A 26,312-nucleotide genomic window follows, 5' to 3' on the forward strand; every position below is an offset into this window, starting at 1 on the left:
CCGGAGCCGGACCCAAAGTCACGTAGTACCAAGACTTCCCGGGAGATTCGCGATGACCCACCCCGACACGGTTCGCCTGACCACCGCCCAGGCGCTGGTGCGCTGGATGATCGCCCAGCGCACCGAGCTGCTCGACGGCAGCCAGGCGCCGCTGTTCGCCGGGGTGTTCGGCATCTTCGGTCACGGCAACGTGCTGGGGCTGGGGACGGCGCTGCACGAGGCGGGGGAGGCCCTGCCCACCTGGCGAGGCCAGAACGAGCAGGGCATGGCGCTCGCCGCGGCGGCGTACGCCAAGGCGATGGACCGCCGGCAGGTGATGGTCGCGACGTCCTCGGTGGGCCCCGGCGCGCTGAACATGGTCACCGCCGCCGGGTTGGCCATGGCGAACCGGTTGCCGCTGTTGCTCCTGCCCGGCGACACCTTCACCGGCCGCGGCCCCGACCCGGTGCTGCAGCAGGTCGAGCACTACGGCGACCCGACCACGACGGCGAACGACGCCTTCCGCGCGGTCTCGCGGTACTTCGACCGGATCACCAAGCCCGAGCAGCTGATGTCGACGCTGCCCCAGGTGGCCCGGGTGCTCACCGATCCCGCGGACGTCGGCCCCGTCGTCCTGGCCCTGCCCCAGGACGTGCAGGCCGAGGAGTTCGACTACCCCCTGGCCATGTTCGCCACCCGGGTGCACAAGGTGCCGCGGCCGCGGGCGGACAGTTGGGCGCTGGGCGAGGCCGTCGAGATCCTGCGCGCCGCCAAGCGGCCGCTGCTCGTCGCCGGTGGTGGCGTGCGGTACTCCGGTGCGGGCCAATACCTGATGGAACTGGCGACGGTGCACGGGGTTCCGATCGTGGAGACCCCGGCGGGACGCACTCTGGTGCCGCACGATCACCCGCTCTACGGGGGTGCACTGGGCATCATCGGCGCGACCTCGGCGAACACCCTGGCCGGCGAGGCGGACGTCGTCCTGGCCGTCGGTACTCGGCTGCAGGACTTCACCACTGCCTCGTGGACCCTGTTCGGGCCGGACACGAAGCTGGTGCACATCAACACCTCTCGCTTCGATGCGGTCAAGCACAATGCCCACGCCGTGGTCGGCGATGCCCGCGAGACGCTGGTCGAGCTGAAGGCGGCGTTGGCCGGCTGGGTCGTCGACCGGTCGTGGACGGCGCGGGCGGCGTCCGAGAAGGCCTCGTGGGATGCGCAGATCGACACGTTGCGCGCCGGGGCGGCGCCAAACGGGTCGCTCACCTACGCCCAGGTGCTGGGTGTGGTCAACGATGCCAGCACGTACGACGACTACGTGGTCGTCTCCTCGGGGGGCTACCCCGGCGAGATCCACGGCGGCTGGCGCACGGTGAACGACGTGCCCGAGGACAAGACGCCGGTGCACCCGGGTTCGGGCGCCACCATGGATCTGGAGTACGGCTTCTCGTGCATGGGCTACGAGGTCGCCGGGCCGTGGGGCGCGTCGATGGCTCGCGCGAGAACCCACCCGGACGGCGTGGTGACCTCGCTGCTGGGGGACGGGTCGTACCTGATGCTCAACTCGGAGCTCTACTCGGCGGCGTTCTCGGGTCACCCGTTCGTCATGGTGCTGTGCGACAACGGTGGCTACGCGGTGATCCATCGGTTGCAGACCAACCAGGGCGCAGCGGGTTTCAACAACCTGCTGGACGATGCCCGCGGCCCGGGTGCCGAATCCAAGCTGCGGGTGGACTTCGCCGCCCACGCCCGGGCGCTGGGTGCCGAGGTGGAGGACGTCCCCGAGGGATCGAGCGTCGAGGACCTGCGCGCCGCCTACCTGCGCGCGAAGGAGACCGCCCGGACCACGCGTCGTCCGGCGGTGGTGTTCTGCCGTACGCATCCGTCGTCCTGGACCGAGGCCGGCGCCTGGTGGGAGGTCGGGGTGCCGACCTCGTTGTCGGGTCGCGAGTCCTATGAGGCGAACAAGGGCTTGCAGGTGCGCTGGCTCGGCTGAGTGTGTGCCAGGCCGATCGCTCAGGCGGCGGGGTCGAGCAGGTCGGGCAGGTCGTCGTGGGCGATCTCGGCGAGCAGTGCCCGGACCCGACTCATCACCAGATCGGTGGCGGCGCGCAGGTCGGTGCCGTCCGGACCGGCCGCGGCCCGTAGCTCGGCAGGGCTGATCGGTGCGCCGACCGTCACCGTGACCGGGGGTCGTCGCGGCACCCGGTTGGGCCGCAGCCTGCCGAGCCAGCGAAGCCGGCGGGTGAGCGACGAGGTGTGCTCGCGGGTGACCAGCCAGTGGGCGCCCCACTGCGCGACCGGCACGATCGGACAGTCCGCCGCCAGGGCGAGCCGGACGGCGCCGCTGCGGCCGGTCGGCATCGGCCGGTAGTCGGGCTCGGTGGTGATGCGGCCCTCGGGGTAGAGCGCCACCACCCAGCCGTGGGCGAGGGCCTCGAGCGCGGGTTGGATCGCAGCCTGGGGGTCCAGACCACGCCGCACCGGGATCTGCCCGGTGCGGCGGAGCAGGTTGCCCACCACGGGCCAGGAGAAGGCCTCGGCCATCGCGAGGAAGGTGCCTCGACGCCCGGCCCGACGCAGCGCGCACCCCAGCACCAGCGGGTCGCTGAGCGAGAGGTGATTGCTGACCACGATCGCCGGCCCGTCGCGCGGAATCCGGTCGAGGTGGCGATGCGTGCGCCGCGTGCTCAGACCGAGGACGGCGTCGATCACCGTGATCGCGACCGCGTAGAGACTCACGGCGGATCATTATGCGCGAACCAGCCGGCCGAACCGAGACACCCACCCCCGAGGACACGATCAGCGGATTCCGGTGTCGAGGCGGAGTTCGAGATCGGACACCCGCTGCTCCGGCGACCCGTCGGTCACCGTCACCGTGGCCGACGCCGTGGCCGGTCCCGCTGCGCCCGGCTGCGGACCGGTGGCTCGTATCGTGCAGGGGCCAGGCGTGAGCTGAGTCGCGAGACGGAACGTTCCGTCGTCCGCGGTGGTCGTCTGGACCACCGCGACCCCACCGGCATCGAGCACGACCACGGTCGCCCCCGCGATCGGGCTGGCGGGGCAGCCACCGGGGGGTGGTGACCTCACCTCGGGGCAGGCGGTGGTCACCACCCGTCCGGTGACCACCACCGCCCGCGGAGCTGATCGGCCATCATCGCTCCCGCCGCACCCGGTGCCGAGGCCGGCCAGCGGCAGCAGGATCAGCGCTGCGCCGACCAGCGGACCCACCCCGCGGACCCGGCGTCCGACCTGAGAAACCTCAGACGGCGCGGAACTGCACATACTGCGGTTCCACGTTGCGGCGGTCTGTGCCTCCTTGCATGGTGTAGCCGGTGGCCACCCACGTCGAGGAGTCCGGGCTGTGTGGGTGCACCGTGACGTAGTCGCCCCATCGGTTGCCGCTCGGGCCATTGGTTGAGGACCGTGTGATCACCAACCGCCAGGCCGAACCGTCCCGGACGCCGACGACGTGGCACGGATGCCGAGCGCCGCCCCCGAAGAACATGCTCACGCCGACCTGACCGGAGGAGTTGGGCGCGCACGCCGGGTAGGCGAAGGCCGAGGTCTCGTTCCAGATGTCCGGCTGACCGGTGATCGTCTTGGCCGAGGTATCGATGGTGACGACCTTGACGTACGGGAGGGGACGGCCCGCTCGGGCCGAGGCCGACCACATGAAGCCTGCCTCCGAGCCGCTCGTCCAGGCCCCCGTGATGCGGGAGTCGAGCCTGCCCAACCAATCGACGCCACCCGGGCCGGGAGCGGTGTACGGCCCGTTGCTCCACGCCGCCGTGGTGACGGTGAACGAGGAGATGGAGGTCACGGCGTCCGGCCAGGAGTGCACCCGCAGGGTCGTCCCGCCGTTGTGGCTGCCGAAGAACATGTTGGCTCCCGCACCTTGGGTCAGGCGCAGCGAACCGTTGGCGGTCGTCGACCACCACTGGTACCCCAACGATCCGGCGGAGGCCAACGTGGCGAGCGGCAGCTTGAACACGAAGGCCCGTTGCCAGTTACCGGCCGCATTGAACGAGTTGAACGTCAGGTAGAGATGGTTGGCGCTGAACGCCGCGTCGGGATAGTCGAACCACAGGTCGGTGAAGGTCGCGTCCAGGGACCGGGGATTGAAGTCCCACCAATACCAGGACCCGAACGACGCACCGCGGCTCACCGCGACGCGGAACACGTTGTTGCCCCCCGTGGCCACGTACTGCAGAACCCAGACCCAGATGTCGTGGCGCGGGTTGTACAGCACCAACTGGTCGCAGCAGAACCCGCCGGCGGCTGCCGGCAGCGTGGTGTACGGATCGACGAAGGTCCAGTTGGTGCCGTCGTTGGTGGACCGGGATGCGTACCAGTTGCCGGTGAAGAAGATGTTGCCACCCGAGGTGGCGGCGCTCGGTTCGCCCACGTTCGAGGTCGAGGCCGTCGTGGCGGTGTCGGTCAGGCCGATGTTTCTGATCAGTTGGACAGTAGCCATCACGCCTCTTCGGTGTCGTCAGGGCTGTTCGGGTTCGGTCGGCTCGACTCCGTCGTCCAGCAGCGGCCGGTCGTCGTCAGGACCCATGGGCTTGCGCGGCCCGCTCATGCGAGCCTCGCGTTGGTCGAGCTCCTGCGCACTGGGCCGGTCCTGGTCGGCCGACGCGCTCCTCACGCCGCGGGGCAGCCGTCGCTCCGGGCCGGCGTCGGCGGACGACGCGTCCTCGACGTCGTCGAACACGACAGGTGTCTCCTCGTCAGGCATTCGATGCTCCTCGTGTCATGTCGTTCTGATACTGGCGGGCGAGTACCGACGGTCAAGCGCGGGAACTGACCCACACTCGGCGCCACTGACGCCCCGCGAAGAGGCCGGACGCCACGGCGACGACCCCGAATGCCGTGGCGAGTCCCCACTCCGCCTCGCCGGTGCCGGCATCGGGCGAGAAGCCCAGCACCGATTCGATCCAGGTCGGTGCCACCAAGGCTGCCACCAGGAGCAGCGAGAAGATCACGAACAGTGCAGTGGTCGCCCACAACCATGGGCGCGATGACGTTCTCACACCCGACCCCCTGCTCTTCGGCGCGCTCGGTCTGACGCGCATCACACTGTTGAGGGGCCGGCGAGTCTGCCGGATACATCGCAGCTGAACTTCTCTCGGCTTGTCTCGCGGCCGCCGGCTGGTCACGGTGGGTCCTCGGGCCTCTCGAGGCCGAGCGGGAGACCGGGCGCTGCGTCGAGGTCGAGTTCGAGCTGCTCGGCCAGGTGCTGCGCGAGGTGGTGGGCGGCTCGCTCATCGTCGTGGATGGTGTTGCGGCGGGGGCGTTGGAGGGCGTCGAGCCAGACCGGGGGGATGACCCAGGGCACACCGTTGATCATGGTTATGGTCCAGATGCCGGCATGGAAGCCGGTGTGATGGCGTCCGCACGCGGCTGCCATCTTGTCGACGTCGGTGAGACCGCCGTCGGCCCAGGGGGTGATGTGGTGGACCTCGCACCAGTCGGGCGGGGCATCACACCCGGGAATCACGCAGCCGCGATCGCGGGCGAATACGGCGCGGCGCTGGGCCGGGGTGGCCAGGCGTTGGGCCCGTCCCTGAGCGAGCACGGCTCCGTTGCCGTCGAGGATGGTGGGGGAGATCAGGGCGGTGCAGAGCATCTGGGCCAGGACGTGGCGGGGTAGGGGTCCGCCGCCGGGGCCGAGGTCGCTGCCGAGCCCGGCACCGGGGGTGGGTTTCGGGGTGAGGGCGGCGGTGAGTTGGTCGAGGGTGGCGATCAGCGAGATGTGCACGCCTTTGGGGGGTGGCGGGCTGGGCGGTCTGCCGGTGGTGGGTGGGCTGCTCTGGCGGGTGGTTGCCGGCCCCGCGGACGACGTCGCGCCACTGCCATCCTCGCCGGCGTCGTCACTGACGCCGCTGCCGCTGCCGTTGTCGCTGCTATCACTGTCACTGTTGCAGCTGCTGTCGTTGCCGGTGTCGTCGCTGGGGCTGGTGGCGGTATCCGTCGGGGTGGCGGTGTCGTTGCGGCCCGCGGCATCGGCGGGTGGTCCTTCGTCGGTGCCTTCGTCGGTGCCTTCGTCGGGGTCGGTGCCACGGTGCAGGGCGAGACGGGCGAGGTGGGTCAGGGCGTCGGCCCGGCGTTGCGCCGCGGTGCGTGGATCACCTAGCGGCAGTTCACCTTGGACCTGCCCGCCAGAGCAGGCGTCAGCGTCGGTCTCGGTGGTCTTGCTGGGTTTGGTGGGTTCGCTCAATGCGTGGATCACATTGCGGACGATCAGTCCGTCGGCGGGGGAGAGCGCGAACCGGCCGATCAGCATCCCGGTCATGGCGTCGGTGCCCAGGTGCAGGTAGCGCTTCTGGTGGGCCTCGGGATCGAATCCCTTGTCGGGGTTCAGTGCTTCTTCGAGCTGGGTGCACAGACGCCGGAACATGTGCGGGGCGTGCTTGCGGGCCTGTTCGGCCAGGAAATCGTCGACTCGTTGGATCCCAGAGATCCCGTCCGGGTCGACATGGGTCAGCACGTCGGCATCGATGCGACCGAGGCAGCCGACGGCGTGCTCGACGTGGCGGCGGGAGATGTCCCCCTCCGCCAACGCCGCCCCGACCCCGGGCAACCCCGACACGGCGCCGCCCAGACCCGCACCGTCGCTGTCGCCGCCGACGCCCACCCCGGCGCCGTCCGGGTCGAGGGCACGGGCCGCGGCCACGTCGCGGGCGGCGGTGCCGGGGTCGATGCGTAGTGCATGCACCAGGAACGTGGCGGCGACCTTGCCGGGTGCGCAGGTCGGCATTGCCTCGGGCCGATCATCCAGGGCGCGGACCAGGTGCAGGACGGCGGCCTCGACCTGGTTCGCGACCCGGTGGGCAGCGATCACCGCGGTGCGCAGTTCATCGTCCGACAAGGTCAGTGTGGGGGTGGTCTGCAGTTGCATGATTCGGGTCGTGACCTCGTCCAACACTGCGGTGACCTGGCTGGCACCGAACTCATCCGCGGCCTGGCCGGCATCATGCGGGATACCGGATACGTCGCCGTTCCCGACGGCGGGGTCGCCGTCCGGATCGGGTGTCTGCTCCGGCTCCATGAATCGAACAGTACGGGCGACCACCGACAACCAAGCCGCCTGATGAGGCTATGAAAGCCATTGCAGCAGAACGATTTTTTTGAAGGAATTCACTGTCACAGAGTGAGCCTTCAGGGCACTTTGCCTATCGGGAGAACTCTGCGCCCAAGCCTCGCACCGACGACGACGTTCAGAGACTTCGCCCCACCAGCCGGCGCGCGCCGGGTTCGATGGCGCTGTCCTGTCGATAACCCTGACCCGTCGATAACCCTGACCCGTCGATAACCCTGACCTCAGCTGTGAGGCGGCCCGGCGTCGACGACCTCAGCGAGAGGTCGAGTGGGTCGTGGTGGATCAGCGACTCCATCCACCACGTTGCCCCCGCCTTGGCGAGGGCGGGGAGGTTGACCGTGACGGGATCGCCCCAGGCTGGCTGGCGTTCCCGGAGACGGCGCTGCCGAAGGGTCGCTCCGGCGGCAGCCCTGCCTCGCGCAGCCGCTCCACCAGGCGCCGCACGTCATGCGGCGTGAGGGGGTCACGCCCGCGGTTGGGGAAGATGCCGTCGTGGCAGGTGGCGCGAGCGAAGGGGCGCAGGTAGAGCCCGCACTGCAGAGGGAATCCGTCATCCGCTCTCATCTCGCCCTGCGGCCGTGGCTCACGCCTGGAGGCGTACCTGTTTCGGGTGCAAGGCATTCGCTGCGACCTCGGCCACGGCGGCCAGCGATGCGCCGGTGGCGGCGGTCACCGCAGCCATCACCAAGCCCTCGACCAGGGGGCCGGGGGACAGCACCACCCGTTCACGCAACCCTGCGTCGTCCACGAGGTCGAGTGCGAGGTCGGCCGACAGTACGGCGCTGCCGAGGTCCATCAACACCACGACGCCGTCACCACCGGAGGCGGCATCGGCCGCCGTGATGGCGGCCGCGATGGCGGTGGCATCGGTGCCGAACGTGGTCTCGTCGAGCCCTGCGGCCAGCTCGATCGGGGGACGGCGCGAGGTCAGCATCTGCTCAGCGAGCGTCAACGCTGCGCGAGCCAAGGCCCGGCTGTGGCTCACCACCACCAAACCGACCACGGCTCAGCCGTTCCCGGGTGAGCCGGAGGTGGTGACCAGCGAGTCGGCAGCCGCCCTGAGCAACAGCGCCATCGACGTCGCTCCCGGATCCTGATGTCCCACACTGCGTTCGCCGAGATAGCTGGCCCGGCCCTTGCGGGCGAGCATCGGAACCGTGGCATCGCGCCCGGCCACGGCGGCAGTGGCCGCCACCTCGAGCATCGAGCCGAGACCCTCGCCGGCCGACACGGCTGATTCAGCGGCGAGACATGCCGGTTCCAGGGCGTCGACCAGAGTCTTGTCGCCCAGATCGGCCTTGCCGCGAGCCCGGACGCCGTCCAGCCCGGCTCGTAACGCCCCCGCGAACCCGTTGGCGTCCAGGGATTCCGAGGCGCCGGCCGCGCCAGCCATGCGCAGGAACAGAGTGCCGTAGAGCGGCCCGCTGGCTCCGCCGACGGTACTCACCAGTTTCATGCCGGCCGATTTCAGGACGGCCGCAGGCGTTGTCGACCCATCGCCCGCCGCGTCCAGCTCGGCGACCACGGCGCTGAACCCACGGTCGAGGTTGAGCCCGTGGTCGGCGTCCCCGATGGCAGAGTCCAACGCCGTCAGGGCATCTCGCTCCAGGTGTACCAGTCGGGCGGCCTCACGAAGCCAGCGGTCGACAGCCGCGGCGTCGATGCTCTCGCCGGTCATCGTCACATTCCCCACCGCAGTGCGGGCGTGTCCACCGGCGCGTCCCACAGGCCGAGCAGGTCGTCGTCCGCGCGCAGCAGGGTCACCGAGCAACCGGCCATGTCGAGGCTGGTCACATAGGGGCCGACCAGGTTGCGTGCCACGGTGACCCCGGCGGCCGAGAGCAATTCGGCCACCTCGTGGTAGATCAGGTACAGCTCGATCAGCGGCGTGCCCCCGAGCCCGTTGACGAACAGCAGCGCCGGCGCTCCGGTGAAGTCCAGATCGGCGAGGATCGGCTCGACCAGCATCGCGGCCACCTCCCGGCCCGAGGCCAGCGGCACGCGTCGCCGTCCGGGCTCGCCGTGGATGCCGATGCCGAGTTCCATCTGATCCTCGGGGAGGTCGAACGTCGGGTGACCGACGGCCGGCACGGTGCACGAGGTCAGCGCCACGCCCATGCTGCGCACCGAGGCGTTCACTCGTAGCGCCAGGTCGGTGACCTCGGTCAGTGATCGGCCCTGGGCCGCCGCGGCCCCGGCGATCTTCTCGACCAGCAGCGTGCCGCCGACGCCGCGCCGGCCCGCGGTCCAGGTGCTGTCCTGCACCGCCACGTCATCGTCGATCACCACCGAGGCGACCTCGATCCCGGCGTCCGCCGCGAACTCGGCCGCCATCTCGAAGTTCATCACGTCGCCGGTGTAGTTCTTGACGATGTGCAGCACGCCGGCGCCGCCGTCCACGGCCGTGGTCGCTGCCAGGATCTGGTCGGGCACGGGCGAGGTGAACACCTCACCGGCGCACGCGGCGTCCAGCATGCCGACCCCGACGAAGCCCGCGTGCAGTGGCTCGTGGCCCGATCCGCCGCCCGACACGAGCGCGACCTTGCCGGCGACCGGAGCATCGCCGCGCGAGACCACCTTGTGTTCGAGATCGACCCGCAGCCTCGGGTGCGCCGCGGCCATGCCCCGCAAGGCGTCGGTGACGATCTCGGCCGGGTCGTTGACGAGCTTCTTCATCGCCATCTCCAAAGGTCGGCAGCCGGCTGACGCGAGAGGATGCGGGCACCAGCATGCACCCGCTCGCGGAGGTCGATACATGGATCAGCGCCTGAGCTTCATCACCCTCGCGGTCGACGACCTGGACGCCGCGCGGCGGTTCTACGTCGACGGGTTGGGGTGGCGATCCGACCTCGACGTGCCCGGAGAGGTGCTGATGTTCCGGGTGGCCGAGCGCGTGGTGCTCTCGCTGTGGAGCGCGACCGGATTCGAGGCCGAGGTGGGCCCGATCCGGCGCGGTGACGGCATCGTGCCGATCACGCTGGCACACAACGTGTCCTCGCCGTCCGAGGTGGACGCCGTGCTCGAGGCGGCCGGAGCGGCCGGTGCACGCCACGTGCGAGCCGGGGAGCACCGGGACTGGGGCGGCTACTCGGGCTACTTCGCCGACCCCAGCGGGTTCCGGTGGGAGGTGGCCTTCAACCCCGGGCCGATCGGTCAGAGCGTCATTCCTTGCCGTCCGGCAGCACCAGGTTGAGCACCATGCTGACGAACGTCACCACGACGGCGGCACCGATGGTGGACCAGAAGAACGGTCCGGAACTGAACGAGATGCCGAGCGAGTCCGACAACCAGTCGGTGAGTTCGAGCATCAACGCGTTCACCACGAACGCGAACAACCCGAGGCTGAGCACGTAGAAGGGGAACGCCAGCACCTTCACGATCGGCTTGACGAGCGCATTCATCACCCCGAACACGGCGCCCAGCACCAGCAGGGTCACCACGCGCCCGGTGGTGTCGGCGGCGGTGACATCGACCTGAGGGACGACGAGCGTGGCGACCCAGATCGCCAGCGCGTTGACCACGACCTTGATCGCGAGAGACTTCACGATCGCATTCTCGCAAGGTCGGCCTCGCTCGGCCACCGCTGGTCCTGATCGGAGAGATCGGCATGGTCTGATGCCGCAGCCTGCCGCTGCGTGATACGAACGCCCCATGAGCTCGCCCGATGTGGTGGTGATCGGCGCCGGCATCGTCGGAGCGGCGTGTGCGCTGGCGGCGGCCCGGGCCGGGTTGGCGGTGACCGTCCTCGATCGCGGCACGATCTTCGGTGGTGCGAGTAGTGGCGGTGAGGGCAATCTGCTGGTCTCGGACAAACCGGCCGGGCCCGAGCTGGCTCTGGCGCAGCACTCCCTGGCGCACTGGGACGAGGTGAGCGAACACCTGGCCGAGGTGACCGGTCTGCCGGGCGGCGGCATCGAGCTGGAGCGCAAGGGCGGCCTGATGATCGCCGCCGGCGCCGCCACCCTGACCCGGCTGGAGGAGATCGCCGCCGGCCAACGGGGCATGGGGATCGAGGCCTCGACGGTGAGCGCCGAGGGGTTGCGCGAGCTCGAACCCCACCTGGCGCACGGCTTGGCGGGCGGCATGCTCTACCCCCAGGACGGCCAGCTGCAGCCGATGCTCGCCACCGCCACGTTGCTGGCCGCCGCGCGCCGGCTGGGTGCGGTGGTGCGCACCCACGTCGAGGTGACCGGGTTCCTTCGCCGGGGCAGCCGGGTGGTCGGGGTCGAGCTGTCCGGTGGCGCCCGCATCGAGTGCGCTCACGTGGTCAACGCCGCCGGGGCCTGGGCGCAGCCGCTGGCCGCCCTGGCCGGGGTGAACGTGCCGGTGCTGCCGCGGCGCGGCGTCGTCCTGGTCACCCAACCGCTTCCGCCGCTGATCCGGCGCAAGGTGTATGCCGCCGAGTACCTGTCCACCGTGGCCAGCGACGCGGCCGGCCTCGAGTCGAGTGCCGTGGTCGAGGGGACGCCGTCCGGCACCGTGCTGATCGGCGCCAGCCGCGAACGCGTGGGGTTCGATCCGGGGATGCCGGTGCCCGTCGTCCGGCGGTTGGCCACTCAGGCCGTCGCCTTGTTCCCGGTGCTCGCCGGTGCCCGGCTGTTGCGGACCTACCGGGGCTACCGGCCGTACTCACCCGACCACCTGCCGGTGATCGGTGAGGACCCACGCGCCCCGGGGCTGGTGCACGCGTGTGGTCACGAGGGCGCCGGCGTGGCCCTGGCCGCGGGCACCGGTCAGCTGGTGGCCGAGATCCTCACCGGTGCCCCGCCGAGCGCGGACCTGGCATCGGTGCGGCCCGAACGCTTCGAGGGGGCGGCGTGAGCACGGGGTGGTTCGATTTCGACGGTCGGCGGGTTCCCTTCGAGCCGGGCCAGAGCGTCGGTGCCGCGCTGTGGGCGGCGGGTGACCATGTGCTGCGCACCACCCGGGTCGCCGGCTCGCCCCGCGGGGTGTTCTGCGGCATCGGGATCTGTCACGACTGCCTGGTCGTGATCGATGGGGTCGGTGACCAGCGGGCCTGCATCACTCCGGCCGCGGCGGGCATGTCTGTCGTACCGCAGTCCGGCGCAGCCCTTCCCCCCGCAGTCGATACCACCTCGGAACAGATTCCCCTCGAAGAGGTCTCGACCGACGTGGTGGTCATCGGCGGTGGCCCTGCGGGGATGGCCGCCGCAGCTGCTGCCGCGGCCGACGGCGCCAAGGTGGTGCTCCTGGACGCCGAGGCGCGCCTGGGCGGCCAGTACTGGCGTCATGGCCCGGACGGTTTCGGCCCCCATCATCACGGCGTGGAGGCCTGGCACACCCTCGAGGTGGCGGTCAGCGGTGCGGCGGCCATCGGCCTGCTGCGTCACCGGCCCCGGCACCGCGTGTGGCGGCTCGACGTGACCGCAGTGCCCGGCCGGGTGGTGGTCCACGCCCTCGACGGCGGCACGCAGCGGCCCGACGGCCCCGGCGAGCGAGCGGTCACGTTCACGGCGTCCGCCGTGGTCGTGGCCACCGGGGCGCACGACCGGGTGTTGCCGTTCCCCGGCTGGGACCTGCCGGGCGTGCTCAGCGCCGGTGGTGCCCAGGCGCTGCTGAAGGAACACCGGGTGTTGCCCGGGCGGCGGGTCGTGGTGGCAGGCACCGGCCCGTTCCTGGTGTCGTTGGCCGCCGGTCTGGTGCAGGCCGGGGCCGAGGTCGCGGCGGTGTTCGAGGCCGGTGACGGCCGGGCCTGGGCGCGTCGCTGGCGCACGGCGACCGCCGTCCCGCAGGTGCTGCTCGAGGCCGCGCAGTACGCCACCATCCTTGCGCGGCAACGGGTTCCGGTCCGTCCCCGGCACGCCGTGGTCTCAGCGCGGGGGCGTGATCGACTGGAGGCCGTGGAGGTGATGCGGCTGACCGGCGATGGTCATCTGGTGCCAGGGTCGGCGCGCTGGGTACGGGCTGATGCGCTGGCCGTCGGCTGGGGGTTCACCCCTCGTCTCGAGCTGGCCCAGCAGGCCGGGTGCACCGTGGGGGCCTCGCACCTGATCGCCCACGCCGATACCCCGGCCGTGGTCGCCGACGCCGAGGGCCGCACCGGCGTGGCGGGCGTGTTCGTGGCCGGCGAGGTCGCGGGTGTCGGTGGTGCCGCACTGGCCCAGGTGACGGGTCGCCTGGCCGGGGCTGCCGCCGCGGCTCGGGCACGCGGCGTCCCCAGTGCCCCGGATGGCGCGGACCTGGCCCGCCGTCGCAAGCTCGCCGCCTTCGCGGCCACGATGCACCTGGCGCACCCGGTGCGGCCCGCCTGGCTCGAGGCGGTCACGCCGCAGACGGTGATGTGTCGCTGCGAAGAGGTGGACGCCGAGCGGCTGCGCGGCGTCGTCCGGGAGCTGGGTGCCACCGACGCCCGGACCGCCAAACTGTTGAGCCGATGCGGCATGGGCTGGTGTCAGGGACGGATCTGCGGCGAGGGAGTCGACCGCCTGGTGGCCGATGCCACCGGACGGCGCTCGGGGCAGTTCGTCGACCCGCGCCCTGTTGCGGCGGCCCCACGACTGGCATCATTGGTCGAATCATCCGACGAATCACTCTGAATCGAGGGTTGCCGTGACCGAGACTCCCTGGCGTGGCGTGCTCGTGGCCACCGCGCTTCCGCTGCGTCCGGCCGGTGGCGACGCGCTGGCGGTCGACCTCGACGGCTACGCCGACCACCTGCGCTGGCTCGCGGCGAACGGGTGCGACGGCGTCGTGCCCAACGGGTCGCTGGGTGAGTACCAGACCCTGACGGACGACGAGCGTGCCGCCGTGGCGCGTACCGCCGGTGAGGTCGCCGCCGAGCTGATCGCCGCGGGCACCCCGTTCGTGGTCATGCCCGGTGTGGCCGCCTATGGTGCGCGGGAATCGGCCCGGTGGGTCGAGCAGGCCGCCGAGGCCGGCGCCCCGTGTGCGATGTTGTTGCCGCCCAACGCGTATCGCGCCGATGAGCGGGCCGTGATGGAGCACTATCGCGAGGTTGCCCGGGTCGGCCTGCCGATCGTGGCGTACAACAACCCCTATGACACCAAGGTCGATCTGACCCCGGCGTTGCTCGCCCGACTGCACGGTGAGGGACTGATCGTCGCCGTCAAGGAGTTCAGTGGCGACGTCCGGCGGGCCTATGAACTGGCCGAACTCGCGCCGGGTCTGGACCTGCTGGTCGGGTCCGACGACGTCACGCTCGAGCTGGCCCTGGCCGGCGCGGTCGGCTGGGTGGCCGGCTACCCCAATGCCCTGCCCCGGGCGAGCATGGACCTGTGGCGCGCGAGCCTGGCCGCGGCGTCCGATGGATCGAGGCTGAGCGAGGCGATGCCGCTCTACCGGGCGCTGCACCCGTTGCTCCGTTGGGACTCGAAAACCGAGTTCGTGCAGGCGATCAAGCTGTCGATGGACATGGCCGGACGCTACGGCGGCCCGTGCCGTCCGCCCCGTCAACCGCTGCTGCCCGAGCAGGAGGCCGCGGTCCGCACGGCCACGCAGGCAGCCCAGGACGCCGGGCTGCGCTGAGGAGTTCTCGAGGATTCCTTGACCTTCCCGGCATCGTCGCCGGGGGAGCCGGGCAGGCATAATCGTCAACGTTCGTGGCAATCAGTGCACACGTCGACGACGGCAGGCAGGGTCACCTCATGTCAGCAGGCCAGCACGGATCCTCCGGACTGGGCGATCACCGCGGTGTGGTGCAGATCGACACCTCGGTGGCTCATCCGGCCCGGGTGTACGACTACTGGCTCGGGGGCAAGGACAACTACCCCGCCGATCGAGAGGCCGCCGAGGCGGTCATCCGGGCCAACCCCGGCATCGTGCCCGGCGTGCGCGCCAATCGGGCCTTCCTGGTGCGGGCCGTCGAGTACCTGGTGAGAGAGGCCGGGATCTCTCAGATCCTCGATCTGGGAACAGGTTTGCCCGCGGCCAACAACGTGCACGAGGTGGCCCAGGCGATCGCGCCGGACACCCGCGTGGTCTATGTCGACAACGATCCGATCGTGTTGGTGCACGCCCATGCGCTGCTCGTCGGCAGTCCGGGCACCATCGCCTACCTGGATGCCGATCTGCGGGACCCGGCCGCGGTGCTGCGGCGGGCGGCCGAGACCCTCGACCTCGACCGTCCGGTCGGCTTGTTGTTGCTGATGACGCTGCAGTTCTTGATGGACGACGCCCACGATCTGGTGCGCGACCTGGTTGCGGCCCTCGCCCCCGGCAGCTACCTGGTGGTCTCGCACCCGATGCGGGACGACGAGGTCGGCATCGCCAACGCTGCCACCTCGAAGTACAACGAGAAGGTGGGGACGCAGATGAAGCGGCGCACCCGCGACGAGATCACGGCGTTCTTCGAGGGCCTCGACCTGATCGAGCCCGGGGTGGTCTCACTGAACGAGTGGCGTCCGGCGCCGGGCACCTCCGCGTCGGTGGACTACTCGCCGGCGCTGTGTGGTGTCGCCCGCAAGCCCTGAGAGCGCCGCGGCGACCGTAGAGTGCCGCCCATGAGGTCGCGCCGGGTCATCCACACCGTCGAATCCCACACCGAGGGCATGCCCACCCGGGTGGTCACCGGAGGAGTCGGGGTCATCCCCGGCGAGACGATGTTCGACCGTCGTCGGCACTTCATGACCCACCTGGACGGCCTGCGGACGTTCCTGATGACCGAACCGCGGGGCCACTCGGCCATGAGCGGGGCGATCCTGCAACCGCCCACCCGCCCGGACGCCGACGTCGGGGTGCTCTACATCGAGGTCTCCGGCTGTCTGCCGATGTGTGGCCACGGCACCATGGGGGTCGCCACCGTGCTGGTCGAGACCGGCATGGTCGAGGTGGTCGAGCCGGTGACCACGATCCGGCTGGACACCCCGGCGGGGCTGGTGATCGCCGACGTCCGGGTCGAGGACGGTGCCGCGCGCGCGGTGACCATCCGCAACGTGCCGAGCTTCCTGCTCGAGCGCGAGGCCACGGTCGAGGTGAAGGGCTTCGGCGAGGTCGGCTACGACATGGCCTTCGGCGGCAACTTCTACGCCATCTTGCCGTTGGCCCAGCTCGGTATCGCGTTCGACCGGGCGAACAAGCAGCAGATCCTGGACGCCGGCTTGGCCCTGATGGCCGCGATCAACGAGCAGCGTCGTCCGGTGCACCCCGACAACCCCGAGATCGCGGTCTGTCATCACGTGCAGTTCGTGGCGCCGGGCTCGACCGCGCAGCGCTCGCAGCACGCGATGGCGATCCACCCCGGCTGGTTCGACCGCAGCCCGTGCGGCACCGGCACCAGTGCCCGGGTGGCCCAGTTGGTGGCGCGCGGCGAGCTCGAGCTGAACACCGATTTCGTCAACGAGTCGTTCATCGGCACGCACTTCGTCGGCCGCGCGGTCGAGCGGGTCACCGTCGGCGGTCAGGGCGGTGCCGCCGCGTTGGAGGCGATCATCCCGACCATCACCGGACGGGCTTGGGTGACCGGAACGGCCCAATGGCACCTGGACCCGGGCGACCCTTTCCCGGAAGGCTTCGAGCTGTAGTCCCGAGCTGAAGTTCGGAGCCGTATTCTCCGTCCCGCCACGCCTGCGAAGGAGCCTGTGATGAGCCTGGACCGACCCGTCTCCCCGAACCCCTATGACCTGCTGCCCGCCGTCGGATCGTTCACCGTGACCAGTGCCGATCTGTCGGACGGCGCCGCGATGGACCTGCGCTTCGTGCACGACTCGACCGCCGGCGCCAACGTCTCGCCCCAGCTGAGCTGGTCCGGGGCGCCCGAGGGCACCCGCTCGTTCTGTGTCACCTGCTTCGACCCCGATGCGCCGACGCCGTCCGGCTTCTGGCACTGGCTCGCGGTGAACATCCCGGCCGAGGTGACCTCGCTGGACGCCGGTGCCGGCGCGGACGACGACCAGTTGCCGGACGGCGCGTTCCACGTCCGCAACGACTTCGGCAACCGCCGCTACGACGGCTGCGCCCCGCCGCCCGGCGACCAGGTGCACCGCTACTTCTTCGTGGTGCACGCCGTGGACGTCGACGCGTTGCCGGTCGACGGCTCGGCCAGCCCGGCCGTGGTCTCGTTCAACCTGGCCTTCCACACGCTGGCGCGAGCCATCGTGGTGGGCACCTTCGCGCACTAGATCACCCGTCCCTCAGCCCTTCTGCCCGATCACCCTCGAGAGGACCCTCACTCGTGACCGCCATCGACGACGGCCAGATCCGCTCGCTCAGCCCTCAGCAGCCGTCGATGGTGGTCGCGCAGTCGCCGTCGGCCACCCCGGTCGACGTGGCCGCAGCGGCCGACCGGGCCCGGAGGGCGCAGCGGGAGTGGTGGGGGCAGGTGGCCCCGGCGCGGGCCGCGGCCCTGACGGCCGCGGCGAATGCCCTGCGCGCCAAGGCCTCCGAGGCCGCAGCGTTGATCGTGGCCGAGGTGGGCAAGCCGGCGGGGGAGGCCGCCGGCGAGGTGGGACGCGCGGTGGCGATCCTCGAGTACTACGCCCAGGCGTGTTATGCCCCGCTCGGTAGCGTTCTGCCGCCGAGTCTGCCCGGCATGCTGCTCACCGAGCGGCGTCCGCACGGCGTCGCCGGCCTGATCACACCGTGGAACTTCCCGCTGGCGATCCCGTTGTGGAAGGCGGCACCTGCTCTGGCGGCGGGCAACGCCGTCCTGCTCAAGCCGTCCCCGGATTCCCTCGGCGGTGCCCAGTGGTTGGCGCAGCTGCTCGCAGACTGCTTGCCGGCCAACCTGTTCCAAGTGGTTCCCGGCGGCCCGGTGACCGGTGCCGCGCTGGTCGAGAACTCCGATGTGATCAGCTTCACCGGCTCGGCCGGGGTCGGTCGCCGCGTGGCGATGGCGGCCGTCGAGCGCGGCGTCCCGGTGCAGGCCGAGATGGGGGGCCAGAACGCCGCCATCGTTCTGCCGGACGCCGACCCGGCCGCAGCGGCCGCCATGATCGCCGGTGCGGCGATGGGGTTCGCCGGTCAGAAGTGCACTGCCACCCGCCGGGTGATCGCCATCGGGGACGCCGCGCGCGTCGCCGAGGTCACCGAGGCGCTGGTGGCCGCGGTGCGCGCCCTGGAGCCGGGTGACCCGGCGTCGGCCGGGGTGGCGGTCGGACCGGTGATCACGCCGGCGGCACGCGAGAAGGTGCTGGCCGCAACCGAGGCGGCGACGGCCGGTGGGGGGCGCGTGCTCGCCGGCGGTGTCAGCGTCGCCGCGGGCGCCGAGGGCGACGGCTGGTTCGTCGCCCCGACGGTGATCGATGGTCTCGCCGCAGATCACCCGGTGGCGCAGGAGGAGACGTTCGGCCCGCTCAGCGTGGTGTTGCCGGCCGCGGACGTCGCCACGGCGGTCAGGTTGGCCGAGGACGTGCGCTACGGCCTGGTGACCAGCGTGCACGGGCGTGACCTGGGGGCGCTGCTGACGGTGGCGCGGCAGGTGCAGACCGGGCTGGTGAAGGTGAACGCGCCGACCACCGGGGTGGACTTCTGGGCACCGTTCGGCGGCGAGCGGGAGTCGAGCTACGGCCCGCGCGAGCAGGGGCTGGCCGCCCTGGACTTCTACGCCTCGACGCGCACCATCACGCTCTCGCCGCACCCCTGATGGCCGGTTTCCGTGGATCACCCCACTCGGGGGCGAATGTCGGTGGTGCGCAGTAGGGTCGCTCCCCGAAGATCAACCGACTCGAGGGACTGTGATCAGCATGCAGGTGAGCGACCGATGAGTGAACCGAACCCTTACGCAGCGCCCGAATATGGGGCGTCGACCCCGGTGGCGCCGGCCTACGGGGCGCCGGCCTATGGGACGCCGGCACACGGGGCACCGGTGCCCGCGTACGGCACACCGGCGTACCCCGCACCACCGGCGCAGGCGTATGCGTCGACCTCGGCGTACGCCGGCTGGGGCACGAGGGTGGGGGCCTATCTGTTGGACCAGGTGTTCATGATCCCGTTCGCGATTCCCTACCTCGTGGGGTTCGGCCTGTTGTTCGCCAATCTGCGTGAGGACGGCACGATGGGTAGCGATGGTGTCACCGTCGCAGGGATCGCGTTGGTCGGCATCGGCGGCCTGGTGATGCTCGCCGGCGTGATCTGGAACCGCTACGTCCTGGGCGGGCGCGGTCAATCCTGGGGCAAGAAGAAGCTGGGGCTCTGGCTGGTCAGTTCGAGCACCGGTCGACCCATCGGTGGCGGCATGGCCTTCGTGCGCGACCTGGCGCACCTGCTCGACTCGTGGTCGATGATGATCGGCTACCTGTGGCCGCTCTGGGACGAGCGCCGTCAGACCTTCGCCGACAAGGTCTGCAGCACAGTGGTGATCACGGCCGCCCCCCGCTGACCGTCACGGCGGCCCGGCCTCGGGGCAACATGTCGCAACCCCTCAGGATCTGGCTACTCGACGTCGATATGACTCACGTTCAGTAGCCAGACCTCTGGAGGAGTGTCGTGACCGAGAGCCCCTTCCCGCCGTCCGAGCCTCCTCGGTACGAGCCGCCCGGCCAGCAGCCACCCGGTGGTGGGTTCCCGCCTCCTGCGGGCGGACAGTTCGGGTCGCCTCAGCAGTTCGGGTCGCCGCAGTTCGGGTCGCCGCAGTTCGGTGCGTCGCAGCTCGGGGCACCGCAGACCGGCTACCCGGCTCCGCCCAGCAGGCCGCGGCCGAACAACAACCTGGTGATCGCGATCCTGTCGACGGTGCTCTGTTGTCTGCCCGCCGGCATCGTGGCGATCGTCCAGGCGGGCAAGGTCAACGGCTTGTACGACACCGGTCGTTACGCCGAGGCGCAGGCTGCGGCCGACCAGGCCAAGAAGTGGTCGATCATCTCCGCGGTCGCCGCCGTGGTCGTCGGCGTCCTCTACCTCGGATTCGTCGTCCTGGTGAGTTCGAGCGGCAGTCTCGCTCCCTGACGCGATGCGTGGACGCGTCGGCCGGTCGCTGCCGAGATGGGTGGCGCCGGCCGCGACCGGCTGCGCGACGCTGCTCGCCGCCGCCGCGCTGACCGTGCACGATCCGCGGCAGCCCGCCGCCTACGGCGTCTGCCCCTGGCTGGCGTTGACCGGCACCTACTGCCCGGGGTGCGGGTCGCTGCGGGCGCTGAACCGCCTGCTCGCCGGTGACCTTTCCGGGGCGGTGAGCTACAACGTGCTCGCCGTGATCGTGGTGCCGGTTCTCGGCTATGCCTGGTTGGCCTGGTCGCTGCCGCCTCGGTGGACGAAGCGTTGGCCGCGGGTTGCCCATGCGCCGTCCCGGGTGATCTATGCCCTGGCGGTACTGGTCGGCGCGTACTGGGTGGCGCGCAATCTGCCCTGGCCACCGTTTATGGGGCTCGCGCCGTCCGGCTGAGGTCGGCACCGAGACATCCCGATGAGACCGATCCCGAGGAGTGCACGTGGTCGATGATCCTGGCCAGGACGAGTCGAATCGGTTCGGCTCACGGCCGGTGGGCGCTGAGTCGCGTGGCCATGAGTTCGGCACTGGCCGCTACGGGTCGCTCCCGCCCCCGGCGGGCGAGGCGAGCAGCGGCTTGCCGGGCGTCGGCCAGTTCGGGACGCCACCTCAGTTCGGGACGCCACCTCAGTTCGGGATGCCACCTCAGTTCGGGACACCGACGCGGCAGGGGGCGGGCCTGTACGGGCGCCCCGGTCAGGGCGCCGCTACCCGGCCCGAGAACTACCTGGTCTGGGCCATCCTCACCACCGTGCTGTGTTGCCTTCCGGCCGGCATCGTGTCGATTGTGCAGGCTGCGAAGGTCAACGACCTGTACGACGCGGGCCGGCACACCGAGGCGATGGTCGCGGCACAGTCGGCCAAGAAGTGGGCGGTCATCTCGGCTTTGTCGACGATCGTGGTGATCGGGCTCTCGATCGTGGTCTCGGTGGCCATCCCGGTGTTCCTGGCCCAGAGGCCCGGAGGCCTCGCGCCATGAACCGCCTCAGAGGGTGTCGCGAAAGATCTCGATGTCGGCGCCGAGGGCGTTCAGTCGCTCGGCCAGGTCCTCGTAGCCTCGGTTGATCACGTAGACCGACCGCAGCACGGAGGTGCCCTTGGCGGCCAGCATGGCCAGCAGGATCACCACCGCCGGACGCAGCGCCGGTGGGCAGACCACCTCGGTGCCCGACCAGCGGGTGGGCCCCTGGACGATCACGCGGTGCGGGTCCATCAGCGTCACCGAGGCGCCGAGCCGGTTCAGCTCGGTCAGATACACCGCCCGGTTCTCGTAGACCCAGTCGTGAATCAGGCTCTGCCCGGTCGCGGTGGCCGCGATCACGGCGAAGAACGGCAGGTTGTCGATGTTCAGGCCCGGGAACGGCATCGGGTGGATCTTGTCGATCGGCGCGTGGAGCACCGACTTGCGGGTGGTCAGGTCGACCAACCGGGTGCGGCCGTTGGCGGCCAGGTACTCCTCGCTGCGCTCGTAGTCCAGCCCCATGCCCTCGAGGACGGCGAGTTCGATCTCCATGAACTCGATGGGCACCCGGCGAATCGTGATCTCGGAGTCCGTCACGATGGCGGCCGCCAACAGCGACATCGCCTCGATCGGGTCCTCGGACGGCGCATAGTCGACGTCGACGTCGATCTCGCGTACCCCGCGCACCCGCAGCGTCGTCGTCCCGATGCCCTCGACGGTGACGCCCAGCTCCTGCAGGAAGAAGCAGAGGTCCTGAACCATGTAGTTCGACGAGGCGTTGCGGATCACCGTCTCGCCCTCGTGCAGTGCGGCGGCCATCAAGGCGTTCTCGGTCACGGTGTCGCCGCGCTCGGTCAGCACGATCGGCCGGTGTGGGGCGACCTCGCGGTTCACCTGGCACAGGTACTCGCCCTCGGTGGCCGCGACGGTCAGGCCGAAGGGTCGCAGCGCTGTCAGGTGTGGCTCGACCGTGCGCAGTCCGAGCTGGCAGCCACCCGCGTACGGCAGGTGGAACGACTCCAGCTGGTGCAGCAGCGGACCGAGCAACATGATGACGGAACGGGTGCGACGGGCGGCGTCGGCGTTGATCGCCGACAGGTCGATGGCGCCGCTGGGGGTCAACTCGAGGTCGCCGTCACCGTTGAGCCACCGGCTGCGTACGCCGATGCTGTCCAGGACCTCGAGCAGCCGGTTGACCTCCTCGATGCGCGCGACCCGGCGCAGCGTCGTCCGGCCGCGGTTGAGCAAGGCCGCGCACAGCAGCACCACGCCGGCGTTCTTCGACGACTTCACATCGATCGCGCCGGCCAGTTTGGTCGGGCCGTGCACCCGCAGGTGCACCGGGCCGGAGCCCAGGTGGAACAGCTCCGAGTCCAGTGCCTCGCCGATCCGGGCGATCATCTCGACCGTGAGGTTCTGCTGACCCCGCTCGATGCGGTGCACCGCGCTCTGGCTCGTGCCGAGCGCCTCGGCGAGTTGGGTTTGGGTGAGCCCGCGATGGGTGCGGGCGCCGCGGATCAGCGTGCCGATCTGGGCGAGGTGGGCCTCGGACATGGCGCACACCGTATCTCGTATGTGAGATGCCGATGACCGCTTCGCCCCACGACGCGCCCACCGAGAGTGAAGCGTCACAGGGTGGCACGGGACCTGTCGATTGCCGTGGTGGCCGCCGATCTGTAGCGCCCCTAAGGTGATCCGATGGTTTCCCTGCGTCGCGATGAGGCGGCCCGGCGTTCCGAGATGATCACGGTCCGCAACTATGTCGTCGAGCTTGATCTCGGCGACGACACCACCAGATACATCTCGCGGACCCGGATCGGCCTCACCGTTCACGGAGCCGGCACCACCTTCCTGGACGTCGCCCCGGTGCGGCTGATCGGCGTCCGGCTCGACGGGGTGGCCCTGCAGGTCGACCAGTTGGACGGCGCGCGCTTCCCGCTACACCTCGAGGCGGGCGAGGCCGAGCTCGAGGTCGAGGCCGAGATGGCCTACCGCACCGACGGTGAGGGCCTGCACCGGGCCGTTGACCCCGCCGACGGCCGGGTCTATCTCTACGCGATGAGCTTCCTGGACGCCGCGCCCAGCATCATCGCCTGCTTCGACCAACCCGATCTCAAGGCTCCGGTGCAGTTGAGCGTGACCTGTCACCCCGACTGGGTGGTCTTCGCGAATGCCCCCGGTGACCAGGTCGAACCGGGCCGATGGACCTTCGCGGTGACTCCACCGCTGGCCACCTATCAGTTCACCGTGGTGGCCGGGCCGTATCACGTGGTGCGTGACGTGGCCGAGGTCGACGGGGTGTCGATTCCGTTGAGCCTGTCCGCCCGGCGCTCGCTGGCCGTCGAGCTGGACCGACAGGCCGAGGACATCCTGACCGTGACCCGGCAGAGCTTCGCCGAACTGCACCGGCTGTTCGGCGTCCGCTACCCCTACGGCGACTACCACCAGGCCTTCGTGCCCGAGTTCAACGCCGGCGCCATGGAGAACCCGGGGTGCGTGACGCTGCGCGACAGCATGATCTTCGATTCCGGGATCACTCGGGGAGAGGTGCTGAACCGCGCGACGACGGTGGCGCACGAACTGGCCCACATGTGGTTCGGCAACCTGGTCACCCCGCGGTGGTGGGACGACCTGTGGCTCAACGAGTCCTTCGCCGAGTACCTGGGCCAACGGGTCACGTCGCAGGCCACCGAGTACACCGATGCCCGGGTGCACGACACGTTTCGCCGCCGCAACTGGGGGCTCGCCGCCGACAGCCGTCCCACCACCCACGCGGTCGCGGGTGGGCCGGCGCCGGATGCCGCCACGGCGCTGGCCGATTTCGACGGCATCTCCTATGCGAAGGGGGCGGCCCTGGTCGCCCAGTTGGCGACCACCCTGGGCGATGCGGCGTTCCTGGCCGGTCTGCGGCAGCACATCGTGAGCCATCGATTCGGCAACGCCACCATGGCCGACCTGGTCTCGGCCTGGGAGTCGGCCGCGGGGATCGACCTGTCCGGTTGGGTGCGCGACTGGCTCGCGGCGCCGGGGGTCGACCGGCTGCGGCTCGACCGGTCGACGGCTGCGGTCGGCGTCCGGCCGGTGAGCGCGCGGCGGCACCCGGTGACCGTGGCGGTACACCACGAGTCGGGGTGGGCGCGGCATGCCGTGCAGGCCAACGGAACTCGAACACCGTTACCCGAGTCTGCCGGAGCGGCGGTCAGGGCCGGGGCAGCCGTCGTCCTGGACGCCGGCGTGACCTCGTGGGCGGTGAGTTGCCTCGACCCGCAGACCGTCACGGCGCTGGTCGAGATCCTGCCCGGCACCGGCGACCCGATGCTGCGGGCGGCGACCTGGACCGCGTTGCGCAGCAGCCTGCACGAGGCCGAGCTCGACCCCACGGTGGCGCTCGACCTGGTGCTCGCCGCCCTGCCGACGGAGCGGGACAGCGTCGCGGTGGAGACGATCGGGCACTGGGCCGTGACCCGGTTGGTGCCGGTGTGCGACGACCCGCCGCAGGCCCTCGCCACGCTGCACGACGTGATGTGTGGCGTGATGGCCTCCACCACGACCACCACCGCACGGCGGACGTGCGGCTGGCGGCGACCCGCGTGGGCGTCGACTCCGCGACGTCGGCGCAGGCGTTGCGCGGCTGGCTGGAGGCGGCCGTCATCGGTGAGGTGGCAGTCGATCTCGACCTGCGCTGGCGGATCCTGCACCGCCTGGCCGCCCTCGGTGAGGTGACCAGCGACGAACTCCACCGCCGCTGTCGGGACGACCCGAGCGCTCGGGCCGAGATCGCCCTGGCCGGGTGTCTGGCGGCCCTGCCCGAACCGTCGGCCAAGGCCTGGGCCTGGCGCCACGTCACCGGTGAGACCAGGGCATCCAACTACGTCGTCGCCGCCGCGGGTGCGGGCATGTACCAGTGGGGGCAGCAGGCGCTCACCGACCCCTACGTGCTGCCGTACTTCGAGGTCGTCGCCTCGATGGCGGAGCACCGGTCCGGCTGGGCGCTGGCCGACGCCGCCGGCAGCTTCTTCCCCTGGACGACGTCGAATCGCGCTGCCGTCCGGCTCGCCGAGGACCTGGCGGCCCGACCGGAGGTCGACCGGGCCGTGGCCCGGGTGGTGCTCGATCGCGCGGATGACCTCCGTCGCCGCCTCGCTGTGTCGGATCACTCACTAATGGTGACGATTCAACCACCTGAGACGTCCGCGACTCACCCGGGGTGACCATCTCTGGTGGTTTCTTTGCCGGATCGGTGGCGGTGCCCTGTCGATGGCGCGACGCTTCGTGGTGATGACGAACGTGGCCGCCGGCATGGCCGGCCTTCCTGTCCTGGGCGCGACGCAGCTTCGAGCTCTCGTGCCGATGACCGCTGCCATCGTCGCGCTGGAGGCGGCGCTCTACGACGGGACGGCCCCTGGGGCCACCCCGGCGCGCACCTCGGTGCTGACCCAGGCCGGGCAGCTGTTGCTGATGCCGGCCGCCACGTCGCGGTTCGTCGGGATCAAGCTGGTGACCATCGCGCCGGACAACCCGGCCATCGGCCGCCCGCGGATTCAGGGGGTCTACGTCTTGATGGACGCCGTCGGGCTGAGCCCGGTGGCCATCGTGGACGGCGTGGCGCTCACCTCGCTGCGCACCCCGGCCACCTCGGCGGTGGCCATTCGTCGGTTGGCCGTCAAGGGCGCCGTCCGGCTGGTCGTCATCGGCACCGGACCGCAGGGATACGGCCACGTCGAGGCCGTGCAGGCGGTCCGGCCGGTGTCGCACCTGACCGTCGTCGGCCGCGATCGGCAGCGCGCCGAGGCGATGGCCGGCTGGGCGGCCGGGCAGGGGCTGATCGTCGAGGTCGTGGCGGGCGCGGATCTGGCCGACGGGCTGGAGGAGCCGGTGCGTGCGGCGGACGTCGTGGTGTGTGCCACCACGGCTCAGGATCCGGTGATCCGTGGCGAGTGGCTGAGGGACGAGGCCGTGGTGGTCGCCGTCGGCAGCCACGAACCCGATGCTCGTGAGGTGGACTCCACCACCGTGCTGCGCTCGTTGGTGGTGGTCGAGACGCGCGAGACCGCATTGCGCGAGGCCGGTGACCTGCTGATCCCGATCCGGGACGGCGAGTGCGGCCCCGACATCATCACGGGTGATCTGGCCCAACTGGTCAAGGAGCACCTCAAGCTGGACGATCCCCGTCCGCGACTGTTCAAGGGCTGTGGTGAGGCCTGGCAGGACCTGGTCGTCGCGTCTGCCGCTTATGACCGGATGGAGTCGTCGCACACCCCGCCCTTCGGCACTCGCACCGGCTGGTAGCCGTATCCTGCGGGTGACCTGCTGGGGCAGGTGGCCGTGCCGTGAGCTGACGACCGATCAGGGGGTCGAACGATGAC

Annotated in this window: 27 protein-coding genes; 16 read left to right on the forward strand and 11 right to left on the reverse strand. The window is 70.7% G+C overall.

From position 1 onward, the window contains the following. Positions 1 to 52 precede the first annotated feature (52 nt). Positions 53 to 1,975, forward strand: a complete 1,923-nt coding sequence (gene iolD, locus IPK24_01940; protein ID MBK8074335.1) for a 3D-(3,5/4)-trihydroxycyclohexane-1,2-dione acylhydrolase (decyclizing) — start codon at positions 53 to 55, stop codon at positions 1,973 to 1,975. Between the two features lie 20 nt (positions 1,976 to 1,995). On the opposite strand, the gene IPK24_01945 is transcribed toward iolD, so the two are convergent. The 9 genes from IPK24_01945 to dhaK form a co-directional block, all read right to left on the reverse strand. Beyond that, entirely contained in the window at positions 1,996 to 2,721 is a 726-nt protein-coding gene (locus tag IPK24_01945) for a 1-acyl-sn-glycerol-3-phosphate acyltransferase (GenBank protein ID MBK8074336.1), read from the reverse strand. A gap of 60 nt (positions 2,722 to 2,781) precedes the next feature. Further along, positions 2,782 to 3,210, reverse strand: coding sequence for a carboxypeptidase regulatory-like domain-containing protein (locus IPK24_01950; GenBank protein ID MBK8074337.1), 429 nt, complete (start codon positions 3,208 to 3,210; stop codon positions 2,782 to 2,784). 31 nt (positions 3,211 to 3,241) lie between these two features. Next, on the reverse strand, positions 3,242 to 4,456 hold the full coding sequence (locus IPK24_01955) for a hypothetical protein (protein ID MBK8074338.1): 1,215 nt from the start codon (positions 4,454 to 4,456) through the stop codon (positions 3,242 to 3,244). A gap of 18 nt (positions 4,457 to 4,474) precedes the next feature. Further along, the gene (locus tag IPK24_01960; GenBank protein ID MBK8074339.1) at positions 4,475 to 4,720 is read right to left on the reverse strand and encodes a hypothetical protein; all 246 of its coding nucleotides are present in this window, start codon (positions 4,718 to 4,720) and stop codon (positions 4,475 to 4,477) included. Positions 4,721 to 4,772: 52 nt separating this feature from the next. Continuing rightward, positions 4,773 to 5,015 carry a hypothetical protein gene (locus IPK24_01965; GenBank protein MBK8074340.1) on the reverse strand — a complete coding sequence of 81 codons (243 nt, stop codon included), beginning with the start codon at positions 5,013 to 5,015 and terminating at the stop codon, positions 4,773 to 4,775. A gap of 122 nt (positions 5,016 to 5,137) precedes the next feature. Next, positions 5,138 to 7,033 carry a DUF222 domain-containing protein gene (locus IPK24_01970; protein ID MBK8074341.1) on the reverse strand — a complete coding sequence of 632 codons (1,896 nt, stop codon included), beginning with the start codon at positions 7,031 to 7,033 and terminating at the stop codon, positions 5,138 to 5,140. A gap of 634 nt (positions 7,034 to 7,667) precedes the next feature. Then, positions 7,668 to 8,087, reverse strand: a complete 420-nt coding sequence (locus IPK24_01975) for a dihydroxyacetone kinase (GenBank protein ID MBK8074342.1) — start codon at positions 8,085 to 8,087, stop codon at positions 7,668 to 7,670. 3 nt (positions 8,088 to 8,090) lie between these two features. Next, positions 8,091 to 8,762, reverse strand: coding sequence for a dihydroxyacetone kinase subunit L (gene dhaL / locus IPK24_01980; GenBank protein ID MBK8074343.1), 672 nt, complete (start codon positions 8,760 to 8,762; stop codon positions 8,091 to 8,093). A gap of 2 nt (positions 8,763 to 8,764) precedes the next feature. Next, positions 8,765 to 9,760 (reverse strand): dihydroxyacetone kinase subunit DhaK, encoded by a 996-nt coding sequence (gene dhaK, locus IPK24_01985; protein ID MBK8074344.1) that lies wholly within the window; start codon positions 9,758 to 9,760, stop codon positions 8,765 to 8,767. 79 nt (positions 9,761 to 9,839) lie between these two features. Here dhaK and IPK24_01990 point away from each other — a divergent pair, with 79 nt between their 5' ends. Beyond that, positions 9,840 to 10,277, forward strand: coding sequence for a VOC family protein (locus tag IPK24_01990; GenBank protein MBK8074345.1), 438 nt, complete (start codon positions 9,840 to 9,842; stop codon positions 10,275 to 10,277). Here the strand turns inward: IPK24_01990 and IPK24_01995 are convergent. Then, entirely contained in the window at positions 10,246 to 10,737 is a 492-nt protein-coding gene (locus tag IPK24_01995) for a phage holin family protein (GenBank protein MBK8074346.1), read from the reverse strand. The genes IPK24_01990 and IPK24_01995 overlap by 32 nt on opposite strands. Between IPK24_01995 and IPK24_02000 the strand changes: the two genes are divergently transcribed. The 11 genes from IPK24_02000 to IPK24_02050 all read left to right on the forward strand — a co-directional run bounded on the left by IPK24_02000 (position 10,736) and on the right by IPK24_02050 (position 20,964). Beyond that, positions 10,736 to 11,905, forward strand: a complete 1,170-nt coding sequence (locus tag IPK24_02000) for an FAD-binding oxidoreductase (protein MBK8074347.1) — start codon at positions 10,736 to 10,738, stop codon at positions 11,903 to 11,905. The two genes, IPK24_01995 and IPK24_02000, sit on opposite strands and share 2 nt — an antisense overlap. Beyond that, entirely contained in the window at positions 11,902 to 13,641 is a 1,740-nt protein-coding gene (locus IPK24_02005) for an FAD-dependent oxidoreductase (GenBank protein ID MBK8074348.1), read from the forward strand. The genes IPK24_02000 and IPK24_02005 overlap by 4 nt, the downstream gene beginning before the upstream one ends. Further along, positions 13,541 to 14,590 (forward strand): dihydrodipicolinate synthase family protein, encoded by a 1,050-nt coding sequence (locus IPK24_02010; GenBank protein ID MBK8074349.1) that lies wholly within the window; start codon positions 13,541 to 13,543, stop codon positions 14,588 to 14,590. Before IPK24_02005 ends, IPK24_02010 begins: the two co-directional genes overlap by 101 nt. Before the next feature lie 119 nt (positions 14,591 to 14,709). Continuing rightward, positions 14,710 to 15,534: an SAM-dependent methyltransferase gene (locus IPK24_02015; GenBank protein ID MBK8074350.1), complete on the forward strand. Its 825-nt coding sequence runs from the start codon at positions 14,710 to 14,712 to the stop codon at positions 15,532 to 15,534. Between the two features lie 30 nt (positions 15,535 to 15,564). After that, positions 15,565 to 16,584 carry a proline racemase family protein gene (locus IPK24_02020; protein MBK8074351.1) on the forward strand — a complete coding sequence of 340 codons (1,020 nt, stop codon included), beginning with the start codon at positions 15,565 to 15,567 and terminating at the stop codon, positions 16,582 to 16,584. 60 nt (positions 16,585 to 16,644) lie between these two features. Next, positions 16,645 to 17,181, forward strand: a complete 537-nt coding sequence (locus IPK24_02025) for a YbhB/YbcL family Raf kinase inhibitor-like protein (protein ID MBK8074352.1) — start codon at positions 16,645 to 16,647, stop codon at positions 17,179 to 17,181. A 107-nt stretch (positions 17,182 to 17,288) separates the two neighbouring features. Next, positions 17,289 to 18,644, forward strand: a complete 1,356-nt coding sequence (locus IPK24_02030) for an aldehyde dehydrogenase family protein (GenBank protein MBK8074353.1) — start codon at positions 17,289 to 17,291, stop codon at positions 18,642 to 18,644. Positions 18,645 to 18,761: 117 nt separating this feature from the next. Then, complete coding sequence (locus IPK24_02035) at positions 18,762 to 19,379, forward strand: RDD family protein (protein ID MBK8074354.1); 618 nt, start codon at positions 18,762 to 18,764, stop codon at positions 19,377 to 19,379. 107 nt (positions 19,380 to 19,486) lie between these two features. Then, complete coding sequence (locus tag IPK24_02040; GenBank protein ID MBK8074355.1) at positions 19,487 to 19,945, forward strand: CD225/dispanin family protein; 459 nt, start codon at positions 19,487 to 19,489, stop codon at positions 19,943 to 19,945. Positions 19,946 to 19,949: 4 nt separating this feature from the next. Continuing rightward, on the forward strand, positions 19,950 to 20,381 hold the full coding sequence (locus IPK24_02045) for a DUF2752 domain-containing protein (GenBank protein MBK8074356.1): 432 nt from the start codon (positions 19,950 to 19,952) through the stop codon (positions 20,379 to 20,381). Positions 20,382 to 20,622: 241 nt separating this feature from the next. Then, positions 20,623 to 20,964: a CD225/dispanin family protein gene (locus tag IPK24_02050; protein ID MBK8074357.1), complete on the forward strand. Its 342-nt coding sequence runs from the start codon at positions 20,623 to 20,625 to the stop codon at positions 20,962 to 20,964. A gap of 6 nt (positions 20,965 to 20,970) precedes the next feature. Here the strand turns inward: IPK24_02050 and IPK24_02055 are convergent, their stop codons facing one another. Then, positions 20,971 to 22,500, reverse strand: a complete 1,530-nt coding sequence (locus tag IPK24_02055; protein MBK8074358.1) for a UDP-N-acetylglucosamine 1-carboxyvinyltransferase — start codon at positions 22,498 to 22,500, stop codon at positions 20,971 to 20,973. 144 nt (positions 22,501 to 22,644) lie between these two features. Between IPK24_02055 and IPK24_02060 the strand changes: the two genes are divergently transcribed. The 3 genes from IPK24_02060 to IPK24_02070 all read left to right on the forward strand — a co-directional run bounded on the left by IPK24_02060 (position 22,645) and on the right by IPK24_02070 (position 26,235). Continuing rightward, on the forward strand, positions 22,645 to 24,669 hold the full coding sequence (locus tag IPK24_02060) for an aminopeptidase N (GenBank protein MBK8074359.1): 2,025 nt from the start codon (positions 22,645 to 22,647) through the stop codon (positions 24,667 to 24,669). Further along, on the forward strand, positions 24,606 to 25,157 hold the full coding sequence (locus IPK24_02065; protein ID MBK8074360.1) for an ERAP1-like C-terminal domain-containing protein: 552 nt from the start codon (positions 24,606 to 24,608) through the stop codon (positions 25,155 to 25,157). Before IPK24_02060 ends, IPK24_02065 begins: the two co-directional genes overlap by 64 nt. A gap of 88 nt (positions 25,158 to 25,245) precedes the next feature. Continuing rightward, positions 25,246 to 26,235, forward strand: coding sequence for an ornithine cyclodeaminase family protein (locus tag IPK24_02070; GenBank protein MBK8074361.1), 990 nt, complete (start codon positions 25,246 to 25,248; stop codon positions 26,233 to 26,235). Positions 26,236 to 26,312: the final 77 nt, after the last annotated feature.

The sequence above is a fragment of the Kineosporiaceae bacterium genome (assembly GCA_016713225.1).
Lineage (GTDB): Bacteria > Actinomycetota > Actinomycetes > Actinomycetales > Kineosporiaceae > JADJPO01.